Here is a 14,095-nt window from a genome sequence, read left to right as displayed (position 1 = left end):
TATACCGAATTACCAATATCCATTAAATGGAAACGAATGTAATCTAAGTTATGAACCTTCGATTTTTATTTTAAGGAAATCATCATTAAAATTTGACAATTGTTTTGGAAAGAGAGTTGGGAATCGAATATTTGATTTACGAAGTGACGTCTGCGTCAGAAGTTTTCAATTATCAGATTCTTATGATAGACATTCCCACAAATTTAACTCAATTCCTTTTTGAACAAACCACGGAAAAAGAACGCGAGTGGTTAGAAAAAAAAGTCCAATCAAATGTTTTGGATTTGATGACCGCATTTGTGGCGGCACCTCGATTTTTATCAAAAAAGATTGTTACTTATGATTCTAAATCTAAGGGAAGTTTGATCCCCCATCAGGTTGGATTTCAAGTGGATGGTTGGAATTTGATTCGATTATCGCGCGTTTGGTTGTTGTTGCATCTTCCTGCGCAGGACAAAGAACAGTTTATTAAAAATATAGATACCCTATTTGACACAGCAGAGTTAAATGAGCTTGTTGCTTTGTATTCAGCATTGCCACTTCTTCCTTATCCCTGGGAATGGTTGCCAAGGGCCACGGATGCAGTGCGCTCCAATATGGGATTTGTATTTGATGCCATTGCACTATTAAATCCTTATCCAGAACTTTATTTTCCAGAACTTGCGTGGAACCAACTTGTATTAAAAACAATTTTTAATGGAAAACCAATTCACTGGATTTACGGAATCGAAAGGCGAAAAAACAAAGAACTCGCAGTTGCCGTTTCTGATTTTATCAGTGAACGTACGGCTGCTGGTCGAAAAATGCCTCTCCAAATTTGGAGACTTGTGGCTCCCTTTGCAGATGAATCGATGTCTCCCAAACTCATAAGGTTATTTGCATCTGAACTGAAAACGGAAAGGGAAGTTGCAGCAATTGTTTGTTTTGAATCTACAAATCCCCAGGTTCATTCGTTATTATCGAAATACCCAGACTTAAAATTATCGATACAAAATGGAGAGTTGGATTGGTCTAAATTAGAGTCCATACCCGAATAAAATTTCTATGTGCCAAAACCAAAACGAACCATCAAAGAATCCCTCACATTTTGAATCTAACCATTCATCCGAAGATTTACCGACTCACAGAGATTTGTTGTGGGAGGACTACCAAAACCTAATCCAAGGTATGCGATTCTTCGACCCACATATCCACATGGTATCAAGAACCACGGACGACTATCAGATGATGGCAAAAGCAGGAATTGTTGCGATCATTGAACCTGCTTTTTGGGTGGGCCAACCAAGGACGGGACTTGCTAGTTTTAAGGACTATTACAGTAGCCTTGTTGGTTGGGAAAGGTTTAGATCTTCTCAATTTGGAATTAAACATTATTGCACCATGGGTTTGAATTCAAGAGAAGCAAATAACGAACGTCTTGCGGAAGAGGTCATGGAGATATTACCTTTGTTTGCTTTTAAAGAAGGTGTCGTTGGCATTGGAGAGATTGGTTTTGATGACCAAACTCCACTAGAAGAAAAATACTATCGTTTACAATTGGAACTTGCAAAAAAAGCAAAATTACCAGTCCAAATCCATACACCACATCGTGATAAAAAAAGAGGAACCGAAAGGAGTATGTCAATCGCATTGGAACATGGGCTTGATCCTTCTTGGGTGGTTGTGGATCACAATAACGAAGAGACCATGAAATCAGTGTTAGATCAAGGTTTTTGGGCAGCCTTTACTATTTATCCGTTTACTAAGATGGGTAATGAGAGGATGGTGGCCGTTGTCGAAAAATATGGTTCAGATAGGATCATGATCAATTCGAGTGCCGATTGGGGAATCTCAGATCCACTGGCGATTCCAAAAACCGCAGCTCTTATGAAACAAAGAGGGATTCCTTCCGAAGTGATTCGAATGGTCACTTACCAAAATGCCATTGATGCCTTTGCAAAAAGTGGCCAAATCGATGTAACCGACTTTGAAGTAGAGTTCCAACCAGATCCGAATGCCAAGTTTCATGGCAACTCCATACTTCGCGGTGGCCAACAACCAGTGACTAACAAAAATTCTCTCCTGATTCAATAGATGAATGTAAAAGCATACATTACTTTACTTCGACCTGCAAATGTAGTGACAGCTCTTGCTGATATTCTTGCTGGTATGGCGATTGTCGGTTTTGTTTGGACTGACAATACTCCCGTTTTTCTTCTACTTTCCACTATCGGATTGTATGGCGGAGGTGTGGTCCTGAATGATTTTTTTGATGTACCAATTGATTCAAAAGAAAGACCAGAACGGCCGATTCCCAGTGGGAAGGTGTCCAAACTATCTGCTTTGATTTTTGGGAGTTTGTTATTAGGATTAGGGACGGGTTTTGCATTTTTATACCAAATACAAAGTGGATGGATTGCCGCTGGTATTGTTATCCTAATTCTTACTTACAATCGTTTGGCGAAACATCATTCTGTTTTTGGTCCAATCGTGATGGGGATGTGTCGCGGAGGCAATTTGATTCTTGGAATGAGTTTGGTATCTGAAATCAACATTTCCGAACTTTCCCTTTCTCTACTTCCGATTTTATATATCTCTGCCATAACAATGATCAGTCGGGGCGAAGTCCATGGTGGGAAAAAAACTTCTCTAGTTTTAGCGGGTGTTTTTTATCTAACCGTTTTTCTTTGTATGTCATTTTTATCTTTTCGTTTGGGGAATATACTCTTGAATACCCCTTTTGTTTTCCTACATCTGGGGATGGTGTTTCCCCCTTTGTATCGTGCCTACCACAATCCGATAGGACCTATGATTGGTAAGGCGGTGAAGATGGGTGTGATTACACTGATCCTTCTGAATGCATCCTTTGCGGCAAGTTTTGGATTTTTTCCTGTAGCTCTCGTTATCCTTTGTTTATTACCTCTTTCTTTGGTTTTAGCAAAAACCTTTTCTGTTACCTAGGGTTGTATATGTTTGAAGATTCTTTATCACCTATTTCTTCTGAGTTCCAAGTTCCTTACCGATATACAGTTCAGTTTACAAAGGGGATCTTTCATCTAACGAATCCCAGTTTGCGTAATTTTTTAATCTCAGAACAAAAAGAGGGAGCTATCAAAAAAGCTTTGGTGGTTCTCGATGAGGGACTTACATTACACTATCCAAATTTAATGACTGAAATAAAAACTTACTTCCATGGATTTGGCTCTGTTGTCCAGCTAACAGGAAATATTATGGTCATTCCTGGCGGGGAAGAATGTAAAAACAATCCGATACTTTGGGAATCTTTAGTGGAAGCCGTAGATACTTATGGCATTGATCGACATTCTTATATAGTCGCTATTGGGGGAGGAGCCATCCTTGATTTGGTTGGGTATGTGGCTGCTGTATCTCACCGAGGCATTCGATTGATTCGCATTCCGACAACCGTACTTTCTCAAAATGATTCTGGTGTGGGAGTCAAAAATAGTATCAACCACCAAGGTAAAAAAAATTTCCTAGGAACGTTTGCGCCACCTGTTGCCGTGTTTAATGACCTGCAGTTTTTAGAAAGTTTGGATGATCGTGATTGGCGCTCCGGGATGGCAGAAGCAATCAAAGTTTCCCTAATTAAAGATAGGGATTTTTTCCATTGGATTGAATCCAATGTTTACTTTTTACAAAGTCGTAATTTGGAAAAGATGTCTTATCTGATTCACCGCTGTGCCGAACTCCACATAGACCATATTGCTAACGGAGATCCTTTTGAATTTGGATCTTCTCGTCCTTTGGATTTTGGACATTGGGCGGCTCATAAATTAGAATATCTAACTAAGTTCTCTCTCAGACATGGAGAAGCCGTTGCCATTGGAATGGCGTTAGATACGGTGTATTCTTATCAAAAAGGTTTTTTGCCGAAAGAGGATAAGGATAGAATCTTATCCCTTTTAAAAAAACTTGGGTTTGTTATTTACCACCCAGAGTTATCAGCGAATGCAAAAGAAAATTTATACTTAGGATTGCAGGAGTTTAGAGAACATTTGGGTGGTAGGCTCACGATAACGTTGTTAGCTGGTATTGGCGAACCTCGAGAAATACATGAAATCGATCTAAAAATATTGGCTCAATCTGTCGACTTTTTGGAAACGTATGTATGAAAACAAAATACGGCCACCTAACTTATTGTTCCAATATCCATCCTGGTGAATCTTGGTCAGATCATTTTTCCCATCTGCAAAAAAATCTACCTTTGGTTCGCGCAGATTTATCACCAGATGCTCCGATGGGTATCGGCCTTCGGTTGGCAAATGAAGCTTCGTTGGAACTGATAAAACCAGAGATCATCACCGAATTTCAAACTTGGTTAGAAAGAGAAGGGTTTTATGTTTTTTTGATCAACGGGTTTCCCTATGGAAGTTTTCATAAAACAGCCGTTAAGGAAAATGTATATAAACCGGATTGGGCAACAAAGGAGAGATTGGATTACACATTACGGTTATTCTCCATTTTATCACAATTATTGCCCGCAGGAATAGAAGGAGGTGTTTCCACTCCACCTATATCGTATCAGTTTTTTGATGCCACCGACTCCGATCGGAAACAAAGGATTGCAGTTGCCACCAAACATATAATCAATGTGCTTTTCCATTTAATCCAAATTGAAAAAGATTCAGGCAAAACCTTACATTTGGATCTAGAACCAGAACCTGATGGGATCTTGGGGAATGTAGAACTTTGGGTGCAGTGGTTTTTGGACGTTTTTCTTCCTTTAGTTATTCCTGAAATACAAACTAAGTGGGGACTAACAAAGGAAGTTGCAGAACATAAAGTTCGAAACCATATCCGAATTTGTTTGGATGTTTGCCATTCGGCCGTTAGTTTTGAAGACAACCAAACGATAATTAAATTGTTAAAAAAAAATTCCATACAAGTGGGTAGGATTCAAATCAGTTCTGCCCTGAAGGTAGAGTTTTCCGAACAACCAAAGGAGACAATGGATTTACTTGCCAGTTTTGATGAGCCCACTTATCTGCACCAAGTAGTCATTCGGTCGGATGATGGAAAATTACAATCCTATCCCGATTTATCCCAAGCATTACAAAGAGGTGGAAAACCATTCGAGAAATGGAGAATCCACTTCCATGTTCCCGTATTTTTAGATTCTTATGGACTTGTATCCTCAACCCAAAAGGAACTAGTCGAACTTTTAAACCTACATAAAGAATTCTCTATAACAAATTCTTTGGAAGTAGAAACATATACATGGGGTGTTTTGCCAAAAGAATTACAAATTCCTATGGCAGAATCCGTCATTCGCGAACTGCAATGGGTAAAATCAATATTAGAAAGTGAAAGAAGTTTTGGGGTTACTAGATGAAAAAGTCAAAAACAAGTTTGTTTCAAAAAACAGTTGTGATTGATGTTGTGGGACTTAGCACACATTTGGTGGGGGAGTTTACCCCATTTTTAAAACAGTTTTTGGAAAAAAGAAATACTATTCTTGTCGCACCTATGCTTCCTAGTGTGACGACAAGTACCCAATCAACGTATCTCACAGGTGAATGGCCAAATAAACATGGAATTGTGGGGAATGGTTGGTATGATCATGAGGATGCTGAAATTAAATTTTGGAAACAATCCAATCATTTGGTTGAAAGTGAAAAGATATGGGAACGTGCAAAAAAAATAGATCCTGAGTTCACCTGTTCCCAAATGTTTTGGTGGTACAATATGTACGCTAGTGCCGACTATTCGGTGACTCCAAGGCCACAGTACCATGCTGATGGAGTCAAAGCTCCCGATTGTTATTCTAATCCTCCAGAACTTCGCGATGAGTTACAAAAAGAACTTGGTCAGTTCCCTCTTTTTCATTTTTGGGGACCAAATGCCAATATCAAATCTACACAGTGGATAACAGATGCAACACTCGTCGTTGATAAAAAGTATAACCCTACACTTACTTTAGTGTATCTTCCTCATTTGGACTATTGTTTGCAAAAGTTTGGGCCGAACCTAACTTTGATTCAAAAGGAACTTTCTGAAATTGACAGAGTCTTAAAACAATTGATTGAGTATTATGAAAAGCAAAATACAAAGATCATTCTACTGTCTGAATATGGAATTACACCAGTGCATCATCCGATCCATATTAATCGCATTCTTAGAGAGAGTGGCCTTGTTTCTGTTAGAAAAGAAAGGTGGTATGAACTTTTGGATCCAGGTGCATCTAAGGCCTTTGCGGTGTCTGATCACCAAATTGCACATATCTATTGTAAGGATCTCAGTATCCAAAACCAAGTAAAAGAGATTTTAAAAAACATACAGGGTATCGATCTTGTTTTAGATAAAAAGACACAAAAAAGATATCACATTGATCACAAACGTTCAGGCGATATAGTGGCGGTAACAAATTCGGATTCGTGGTTTACGTATTATTATTGGTTAGATGATAAAAAAGCACCAGATTATGCTCGTTTGGTGGATATTCACAGAAAACCTGGATATGATCCTTGTGAGATGTTTTTGGATCCTAAAAAAGCGGGGGTTAAATTACGAGTGGGATTGAAATTACTTCGCAAAAAACTCGGGTTTCGATACCTTATGGACGTAATTCCTTTGGATGCTGGTTTGGTTAAGGGTTCCCACGGGTCTATCCATGAGAAAAAGGAATTTTACCCCATTTTTTCTGCGGATAAACCATACCTGAAAAAAGAAATTTCTGCTAATAAAGTGTACGATTTGATTTGGGATCAGATGACTTCAAAGATTTAAATGTTTGACTAGTTACCTTCTGAGACAATATTTTTGATTCAGTGTCCGTAGAAGAAATCAAAGTTGTAAATTATTCCAAAGGTGCTGCCATTGTAGTGCAGAATTCCACTAACGCAGGGAACTTTTTTATTGTGAGATCTGGCCGTGTGTCGGTCGATTCAGAACATATCGTGGTTGACCATGAGCTTTCCTATTATGAAGCCGGAGATAGTTTTGGGCTTGTCTCGGCCCTCACCGAACATCGGTTTTTAGTTACCTTGTTTGCCGATACAGATGTTGAGTTAGTCCAAATTCCGATCCGACTTTTGGGTTCTTATCTCAAAGAGAGAAAAGAGTTGGCAATGAAGATTTTGGGTCTATATTCCAGAGAACTCAGAACCTTACAAAAACATCTTTCTAAGGCAAACAAACCAGCTGATCGCGAATACCATCCGGAGCGATTAGTGCTCAATGCAAGAACCTATTTGTCTTGGGAAAAACCAAACTTAGCTGCATACTCTTTGCAAACTTTTCTGAAATGGTCCAAAGAAAATAACTCTACGGCAAACGTGGCAGAGGCTACAGATCTTCTTAGGTCCATTGGTTCCAATTACAAACCATTTGCCTGGGAAAGTATGCAGTCCAATTTAGAAGCTGGTGAAATTCTTTTTGTAGAAAGCGAAAAGAACAACGAAATCTATGTTGTGTTAGAGGGAAATGTTAAACTATTTGGAATTGTTCGCGGTTATGAATATGTAATCGATGTTTTGGGACCAGGAGAAATTTTCGGAGAGATGTCTCTGATTGATAATGCACCAAGAATGGCTTCAGCCATTACAGAAACGAAAAGTAAAATTCTTCGTGTTACTGCAGAAAATTTATTTGAATCCGTAGGCCCATCCTTATTACAAAAAATCTTTGAAAGTATTGCAAGACGGATTTGGTTTTCACACCAGCGATTGGTAATCTTGCGATTGAAAACACCTGTGATCCGGCTTTATGCTTATTTATACAATTCCATCCGAGACCAAGACATTCGATTGGGTCGGAACCTGGATGAAAGTCTTAACAATGCACATACAATTTATATACAGATGGAAGAACTCTGTAATATGTGTGGAATCATCAAAGTAAAACAGGACACCATTCAAGAATTCTTGAGTGACACGAACTTGGTCATTGAACCCAACCGCATTACAATCAAAAGCCGCAAACGATTGGAGGAAAAGTTGGGACATTATAAATCAAAAGAGGGGCAAATTGTTGCTTAATGAATCCACAAGGAATTGTATTACAAAATTGATGTAGCGGTTCATCGTTTTCTGATTCGGCCCGAACCATCAAATTTACACTTGTGGGGTGGCGAACCCTCGAAAAAAGTAGATACCATTTTTCTAACTACATAAAAATTGTAATGATTTTTTCTACCATTGTGTTCTAGTTCGGTGATGAAAAAATTTCTCGTGTATTCTCTCGGGGCGTTCTACATAATTGCAGGAATCAATCATTTCTTTTCTCCGGAATTTTACCTGGAAATAATGCCGGATTACCTTCCTTTCCATGAACTTCTGAATGTGACCAGTGGGCTTGTGGAGATTACTTTAGGATCTCTTGTTCTCTACGAACGGATGCGAAAGCTGGCGAGTTACGGTATCATCCTTCTTCTGCTCGCTATTTATCCTGCGAACATAAATATGTTGTTAACTGCTTTAGATGGAAAAGATTACGGTGTCCCCATTTGGGCCTTATATGCAAGATTACCTTTTCAGTTTTTATTTATTTATTGGGCATGGTTAGTCAGAGATTTTAAGTGGACCGAAGAACCAACCTAACCCCTGTGAGTTAATCTAAAAGGTTTCTTCGTTTACATTTTTTTTGCTCTAGAGAGAGTGAACTCATAGAATTAGATTTATAAATAAGAAATTTATGGATGATAAAATCAAAATTTCTTATGAGTTTTTATACACAAAGAATGACAAAAGAGCAAAAAAGAATACCTCAAGAAATTACCAAAAAGGGAGGCCAGTGGACCTTTCTTTCAAACCATGCTCACGTTTTGATTTGTTTGAGTAAGGATCCAGATATGCGATTGAAAGATGTTGCATCGTTGGTTGGCATCACTGAGAGGGCGGTTCAGGCCATTGTCAAAGACTTGGTTGATGCTCAAATTTTAGAAAAAAGTAAAGATGGACGACGAAACCAATACATCATCCAAGCGGAACAAAAATTACGTCATACTTTAGAAGCAAACCATTCCATCTCAGAACTATTACGTTTGGGTAAGTAGATAGACATTTATTTTTTGATTTCTTGGTTCTCTTCTAAATTTGTTATCTTGAAAACAATCCAATGATTTTTTGGTACAGGAATTCCTAAGTCATTGGCAATTTTGACTACTTCCCCATTGATATAATCAATTTCTGTCTTTCTTCCATGATCTAAGTCTTGAACCATCGAAGTTCGGATGCGAAAGTATTTCAAACCGAGAAAAATTAGAATTAGGTGACGGATCCATGTGGGCAGAGCACCCACGCCTCCACCTAATTTTTGAATAGGAAAGGATCCGGGAACCACTTGTTCTATAATGTTCAGTTGGTTCATCACTAATTTAATCTCTGTTAACGTTTCTAAGGCTTCATACCTATAATCTTTATTGAGAAATAATTCTCCTAAACTCAATTGTTTGGAGGCCGCCAATCCGTTGATGATCGAATTGATTGCTAATTTATGCCAACGGTATCCTTCCAATTGGTCTGTCAAAATCACTGGTATTTGAGGTGGTAGGATTTGGTTCCAAATGGGATCTGGTTTTGTTTTGGCAACTTCTCCAAGAATAAGGCTGCCTACATTCGCTTGGTAATAGGTTCCGTCTGGAAACATTTGGGTATTCCATCCCACAACACCGCCTATGATTTTATTTTTGTATGATCCTAAGTTTTGTTCGGGAATCCCGTTTTGTATCAGAATCCATTTTCCATTTGGTTTTAATAACGATTTTGTTTCATCTAAGTATTCGGTGAGATTTTGATTTTTACATCCAATAAAAATATAATCAAATGTTGTTTTGTTTTCTTGAACCATTGTTAGATGGTTTTTAAGATCAATATTAACAGCTTTTCCATTTGGTCCTTGGAAACGGATGGGGTTTGCGTTTAAAGATCGGTATCGATTCTCATTACGGCATAGGATTTGGAAGGGAATGGCATTTTGGTAAAGTGCGTGAATGATGGTAACCGTTACGGAACCAATCCCACTAATGGCAATGGATGGATAGGATGTTGGCATATCTTTGGAAAGTTTAACCATCTGTTTACTATGTATCTTCTCTTTTTTTTTGACCTTTTGTTTGGAATCGAGTGATCTGGAATGCTTCCGCAATCGCGTTCAAGTATAAAGATAAAATCAAAAAAAAGATAAGATTTTATTTTGTAGCTGCGTCTCCGACTAAGATTATAAACTTAGAAGGAATTTATTTCCCTCTAAGGGTAATCACAAGTTTGACGTTATCTAGTTTTTTTCCTGTCTTTTTAAAATAACTTTCTTTTAGTTCCTCTAGGACTTTTGTCTCAAGTTCTTCGTCCATTTTCACGTCAGTAATCTCACCCGTTTCTTCATTGAGCGCATGGTGGTGAGGGCCGATGTTCGAATCAAAATGAGTCACTCCGCTTTTTAATTCTAAAGTCCCGAGCATTCCCTTTTCCGCAAAGAGTTTGAGGTTATTGAAAATGGTAGCCCGCGATGCGTGGGGGAAGTGGGAATTGACCAAATGGAACACTTCTTCCGCAAAGAGGTGTTGGTGGCGTTCCAAAAGCAAGTGTGCCATCTCCAATCTTTGTGAAGTCGGTCGGATCCCATGAGATTCGAGGAGTTCCTTGGTTTTTTGGTAACTTAAATCCATTTCAGTTTCACCTTCTCTGTCTGTGTTTTTTTGTCAATAATTAGACTCAATCTAAAAAATCATTTCCTAGAAATGGAATCGAAAATTCCCTTCTTTCTATCTTCCGTTTTCTTTTCTCTCTGCGCACCAGGGTTTTCAAAGAATCGAGCAGCTTTAAAATATTCTTGCAGTTCCCATAGATTTCTATTCAATCCTTCCGGTGTTCTCCGGAGAATCTATGAAACATCAAAATTTGTTTGTTTTTCTCCAGTGGAGTTTGGTTTTGTTTTGGACTTATCGATGAAACTCTTTTTGTTATTCGCCTTCTTATCTTTTGCATCACTGAATGCAGAGGTTGTATCATTAGAATCGGGTTGGACATTCCAACAAGAGGGAGAAACAGAATCCAGACCAATTTTGGTTGGAGTTTCTTTAGTTGATCAAGGATACCAAGTTCCTATTCGCGGCAAGTATCGATTGAAAATTCCTGTATCCGTTCTGCCTGAATCCTCGCAGGCCATTTATATGGATCGAGTCCATTCGGCTGACCAAACATTTTGGAATGGATCTGTCATCGGTTCCACCGGTAGTTTCACTCCTGAGTATTATGCTTATTGGCATAAAGTCCGTTATTATGAAATTCCCATTTCTCTTCTAAAACAAGGCGAAAATGAATTGGTTGTGGATGTGGAATGCCGTGAAACACAGTTTAGGTGTGGTTTGTTTCGCTCTGTTCCCATTTTTGGCTCTCAAGATCAAATCAAAGACAAAATGATTTTTGAAGATGTGAACCAAATCCTTATCGCTGCATTATTCTTTGGGATTTTTCTCCAACAAGCGATTGGTTATGCGTTAAATCGATCTTCCAAATCTGGGTTGTATCTGGCGGGAACAGCTGTATTTTTTGTTGGCTGGCGGTTACCCGTTCTAAATAAAATTCATTTTCTAATGATCCATCCGGAAATCCTGGTGCGATTGTTATTTTTTTGTCAGTTTTTATTTCCCGTCTTTATCATGTTATTTGTTCATACTCTTTTTGATAGGCGTATCACAAAACTTGCTGTAATTACATTTTTTTTAGATATCGTTCTTGGTTTCATTCAGCTATTTTCTATGGATCCAGATAGTCGATTTTATTTAGTTTATCTTTGGTATATATTACTCGCAATTAAGGTCCCCATCCTTGTTCAGTTGTTGGCTAAAAATTATAAAAAAACAGCTGAGGCGATTGTAGTTTCTCTCGGTGCACTTGTTGCAACTTTTTTTGGGATTGCCGATGTCATCACCGACGTTGTTACAGGAAAAAACTCATATTTAACTCAATATGGGATTTTGACTTTTTTGTTTGCGGGTGTGTTTGCTATCGCTTTGCAAAGTGCAAGGACAAGAAGAGAACTTCGAAATCTAAATGAATCTTTGGAAATGCTTGTCACTCTTCGTACACAGGAGTTACACAAACAATTTAAGTTGTTACATGACGATTTGGTAATAGCAGCAGGTTTGCAGTCAAAATTAATACCTCCGATGGAATTCAGACACCATTCCCTCAGTGTCGCCTCTGTTTTTATGCCTATGGAAAAAATTGGTGGTGACTACTTTGATTACTACATTCATGAAGATGGATCTATTAGTTTTTTGTTATGTGATGTCCTGGGTCATGGAATTGCAGCGGCTCTCATTGCTAGTATGTTGAAAGTAAACTTTTTAGAGATTGCTCCGAAAGAAAAGGATCCTGCTACATTTTTATTAGAACTAAATCTTAAGATGTTACCCGTTGTTGAAAAGAATTATATCACTGCGGTTGCCTGTCATTTTGACTTAAAAAAATCCATAATCAAATATTCCGTTATGGGTCATCCAAGTCCTTTTTTTATGAATGTTGTTTCTAATTCTTTGGCACCTCTTCCTGGAAGGGGACCAATCATGGGTTGGAAAAAAGATATTTTAGTCGAAACATTTTCTCGGGATCTGAAGTCAGGAGATCGTTTCTTCTTTTATACGGATGGAATCACGGAGAGTCAGAACAAAAGCAGAGAATTATATGGAGAATCTCGTTTAAAGGAGCAGTTAGTTGGTGGATTAAACCTTTCTATTTCTGAATTGAATGAAAAAATTAAAAATGATATTCGAAAATTCGCATTTCGTTTGTCAGATGACGTAACATACTTTACGATCGATATCAAATGAAAGCAATTTTTGACCGATTAGGAATTCGTCGGTTACTCAATTTAGGAGTTACCGAACAGTTGGGTTTGGAATCCTCTGTTCGCGTACAACTTTCAAACTTAATTGCTTTTTTGGGAATTTTCTCAAACATTCAGTATTCTATTTTCTTTGTCATCGCAGGTGCACCGCATTACCAGTTTATGAATTTGATACATTTAATTGTAATTTCGTTATTGGTATTGGTTCTTTACTTAAATACGAAGGAAAGGTATTCATTATCGCGAATCATATTGGTTTTCACAATTTCTGTTCCCTTGTTCTTTGTTTCTACAATTAGTTTTGGAACTTCCGGAGGATTTTATTATTATTTTCTAATGTTTGCCATTGTTCCCTTTGTTCTTTTTTCTTATGAGGAAAAGTGGTGGATACTTTTTATCTTTCTTATGAACACTGCGTTTTATATTTGGTTCGAGTTTTTTGGTAGTCCTGGTGTGTTTGCAAAGGGAACTCTTCTTTATCATAAAAAAGTCCAAGACTTATTCCGTATTAATTCAGTTGTTTCTTGTTTGTCCTTTGTTGCTCTGTTTATGTTTTATTTTTTAAGGAACATCAATAGAATCCAAAAAGAAATGATTCGAACCAATGATCATAAGGATCGAATTTTTTCTATCTTAGCTCATGATTTAAAAGGACCTATTGGAACCATGAGTAAGTTTTTGGGTTATCTCACAAGTTCGCTACCTGAAAGAGATGAGCTGGTATTTGCATTAAACGAACTTAAAAAAAGTGCAAACCAAACTTATTTGGTATTGGAAAATTTGCTCGATTGGGTTCGGAATGAAACAAAAAAGACCCAATGTAATCTAGAAAAATTAAATCTCTCTTTGATTTTAAAAAATGCGCTGGATATACTCAATATTCAAGCGACTGAAAAAGGGATTTTCTTTGAGACACAAATTTCGGAAAAATATTCTATATACTGTGATGAACGAATGACTTCCACTGTGCTGCGTAATATTTTATCGAATGCTATAAAATATTCTCATCCAAATGGAAAGGTTTTGATTGAGGCGGAACCTGTTTCTCATTTTATGGAGATTCGGTTTGAAGACCATGGGGTAGGAATGACTCATGACCTTTTAGAAAAAATAATCGAAGGTAAACGTTTTACTTCCGGATTTGGTACTGTAGGGGAGAAAGGAACCGGTCTTGGCCTTTTAGTCTGTATAGAATTATTGAAGGAGCAGGGAGGTACTTTTCAGGTAACCAGTAAACCGAAAGAAGGAACAAAAATCATTATCCAACTTCCTCTCGCCGATTAAATTCATTTCTTTTTTTTAAAGTTCG

General features: G+C 37.8%; 13 protein-coding genes. 11 read left to right on the top strand and 2 right to left on the bottom strand.

The annotated features are described in order from the left end of the window. The first annotated feature begins 182 nt into the window (after positions 1 to 182). The 9 genes from LEP1GSC199_RS16915 (at position 183) to LEP1GSC199_RS16875 (ending at position 8,992) form a co-directional block, all read left to right on the top strand. Positions 183 to 1,037, top strand: coding sequence for an EboA domain-containing protein (locus tag LEP1GSC199_RS16915; RefSeq protein ID WP_039927234.1), 855 nt, complete (start codon positions 183 to 185; stop codon positions 1,035 to 1,037). Between the two features lie 7 nt (positions 1,038 to 1,044). After that, the gene (locus tag LEP1GSC199_RS16910; protein WP_002988251.1) at positions 1,045 to 2,073 is read left to right on the top strand and encodes a TatD family hydrolase; all 1,029 of its coding nucleotides are present in this window, start codon (positions 1,045 to 1,047) and stop codon (positions 2,071 to 2,073) included. Next, positions 2,074 to 2,940: a UbiA-like protein EboC gene (gene eboC / locus LEP1GSC199_RS16905; protein WP_002988268.1), complete on the top strand. Its 867-nt coding sequence runs from the start codon at positions 2,074 to 2,076 to the stop codon at positions 2,938 to 2,940. Between the two features lie 8 nt (positions 2,941 to 2,948). Next, positions 2,949 to 4,112 (top strand): 3-dehydroquinate synthase, encoded by a 1,164-nt coding sequence (locus tag LEP1GSC199_RS16900; protein WP_002988024.1) that lies wholly within the window; start codon positions 2,949 to 2,951, stop codon positions 4,110 to 4,112. Next, positions 4,109 to 5,332: a metabolite traffic protein EboE gene (gene eboE / locus LEP1GSC199_RS16895; RefSeq protein WP_002988173.1), complete on the top strand. Its 1,224-nt coding sequence runs from the start codon at positions 4,109 to 4,111 to the stop codon at positions 5,330 to 5,332. The genes LEP1GSC199_RS16900 and eboE overlap by 4 nt, the downstream gene beginning before the upstream one ends. Next, positions 5,329 to 6,726, top strand: a complete 1,398-nt coding sequence (locus tag LEP1GSC199_RS16890) for an alkaline phosphatase family protein (RefSeq protein ID WP_002988180.1) — start codon at positions 5,329 to 5,331, stop codon at positions 6,724 to 6,726. Before eboE ends, LEP1GSC199_RS16890 begins: the two co-directional genes overlap by 4 nt. 41 nt (positions 6,727 to 6,767) lie before the next feature. Beyond that, the gene (locus LEP1GSC199_RS16885; protein WP_002988015.1) at positions 6,768 to 7,976 is read left to right on the top strand and encodes a Crp/Fnr family transcriptional regulator; all 1,209 of its coding nucleotides are present in this window, start codon (positions 6,768 to 6,770) and stop codon (positions 7,974 to 7,976) included. A 267-nt stretch (positions 7,977 to 8,243) separates the two neighbouring features. After that, on the top strand, positions 8,244 to 8,537 hold the full coding sequence (locus tag LEP1GSC199_RS16880) for a DoxX family protein (RefSeq protein ID WP_002988135.1): 294 nt from the start codon (positions 8,244 to 8,246) through the stop codon (positions 8,535 to 8,537). Positions 8,538 to 8,677: 140 nt separating this feature from the next. After that, positions 8,678 to 8,992, top strand: a complete 315-nt coding sequence (locus LEP1GSC199_RS16875; protein ID WP_039927231.1) for a winged helix-turn-helix transcriptional regulator — start codon at positions 8,678 to 8,680, stop codon at positions 8,990 to 8,992. 8 nt (positions 8,993 to 9,000) lie between these two features. On the opposite strand, the gene LEP1GSC199_RS16870 is transcribed toward LEP1GSC199_RS16875, so the two are convergent. Together LEP1GSC199_RS16870 and perRA are read right to left on the bottom strand one after the other, a co-directional pair. After that, positions 9,001 to 9,990, bottom strand: coding sequence for a ketopantoate reductase family protein (locus LEP1GSC199_RS16870; RefSeq protein WP_039927230.1), 990 nt, complete (start codon positions 9,988 to 9,990; stop codon positions 9,001 to 9,003). Positions 9,991 to 10,174: 184 nt separating this feature from the next. Continuing rightward, on the bottom strand, positions 10,175 to 10,603 hold the full coding sequence (perRA, locus tag LEP1GSC199_RS16865; RefSeq protein WP_002988319.1) for a peroxide-responsive transcriptional repressor PerRA: 429 nt from the start codon (positions 10,601 to 10,603) through the stop codon (positions 10,175 to 10,177). Positions 10,604 to 10,882: 279 nt separating this feature from the next. Here perRA and LEP1GSC199_RS16860 point away from each other — a divergent pair, with 279 nt between their 5' ends. Together LEP1GSC199_RS16860 and LEP1GSC199_RS16855 are read left to right on the top strand one after the other, a co-directional pair. Further along, positions 10,883 to 12,769 carry a PP2C family protein-serine/threonine phosphatase gene (locus LEP1GSC199_RS16860; RefSeq protein WP_039927229.1) on the top strand — a complete coding sequence of 629 codons (1,887 nt, stop codon included), beginning with the start codon at positions 10,883 to 10,885 and terminating at the stop codon, positions 12,767 to 12,769. After that, on the top strand, positions 12,766 to 14,070 hold the full coding sequence (locus tag LEP1GSC199_RS16855; RefSeq protein ID WP_002988237.1) for a sensor histidine kinase: 1,305 nt from the start codon (positions 12,766 to 12,768) through the stop codon (positions 14,068 to 14,070). Before LEP1GSC199_RS16860 ends, LEP1GSC199_RS16855 begins: the two co-directional genes overlap by 4 nt. Positions 14,071 to 14,095 lie beyond the last annotated feature (25 nt).

The sequence above is a fragment of the Leptospira vanthielii serovar Holland str. Waz Holland = ATCC 700522 genome (genome assembly GCF_000332455.1).
GTDB classification, from domain to species: domain Bacteria; phylum Spirochaetota; class Leptospiria; order Leptospirales; family Leptospiraceae; genus Leptospira_A; species Leptospira_A vanthielii.
The sequence above is the reverse complement of the archived record's forward strand: the minus strand, read 5'-3'. Positions and strand labels throughout refer to the sequence as shown.

Coding starts and splice junctions, on each gene's coding strand:
- LEP1GSC199_RS16875 (WP_039927231.1), top strand. CDS start 8,678: ATGACAAAAGAGCAAAAAAGAATACCTCAAGAAATTACCAAAAAGGGA.
- LEP1GSC199_RS16910 (WP_002988251.1), top strand. CDS start 1,045: ATGTGCCAAAACCAAAACGAACCATCAAAGAATCCCTCACATTTTGAA.
- LEP1GSC199_RS16900 (WP_002988024.1), top strand. CDS start 2,949: ATGTTTGAAGATTCTTTATCACCTATTTCTTCTGAGTTCCAAGTTCCT.
- eboE (WP_002988173.1), top strand. CDS start 4,109: ATGAAAACAAAATACGGCCACCTAACTTATTGTTCCAATATCCATCCT.
- LEP1GSC199_RS16880 (WP_002988135.1), top strand. CDS start 8,244: ATGCCGGATTACCTTCCTTTCCATGAACTTCTGAATGTGACCAGTGGG.
- eboC (WP_002988268.1), top strand. CDS start 2,074: ATGAATGTAAAAGCATACATTACTTTACTTCGACCTGCAAATGTAGTG.
- LEP1GSC199_RS16915 (WP_039927234.1), top strand. CDS start 183: ATGATAGACATTCCCACAAATTTAACTCAATTCCTTTTTGAACAAACC.
- LEP1GSC199_RS16890 (WP_002988180.1), top strand. CDS start 5,329: ATGAAAAAGTCAAAAACAAGTTTGTTTCAAAAAACAGTTGTGATTGAT.
- LEP1GSC199_RS16855 (WP_002988237.1), top strand. CDS start 12,766: ATGAAAGCAATTTTTGACCGATTAGGAATTCGTCGGTTACTCAATTTA.
- perRA (WP_002988319.1), bottom strand. CDS start 10,603: ATGGATTTAAGTTACCAAAAAACCAAGGAACTCCTCGAATCTCATGGG.
- LEP1GSC199_RS16870 (WP_039927230.1), bottom strand. CDS start 9,990: ATGCCAACATCCTATCCATCCATTGCCATTAGTGGGATTGGTTCCGTA.
- LEP1GSC199_RS16860 (WP_039927229.1), top strand. CDS start 10,883: ATGAAACTCTTTTTGTTATTCGCCTTCTTATCTTTTGCATCACTGAAT.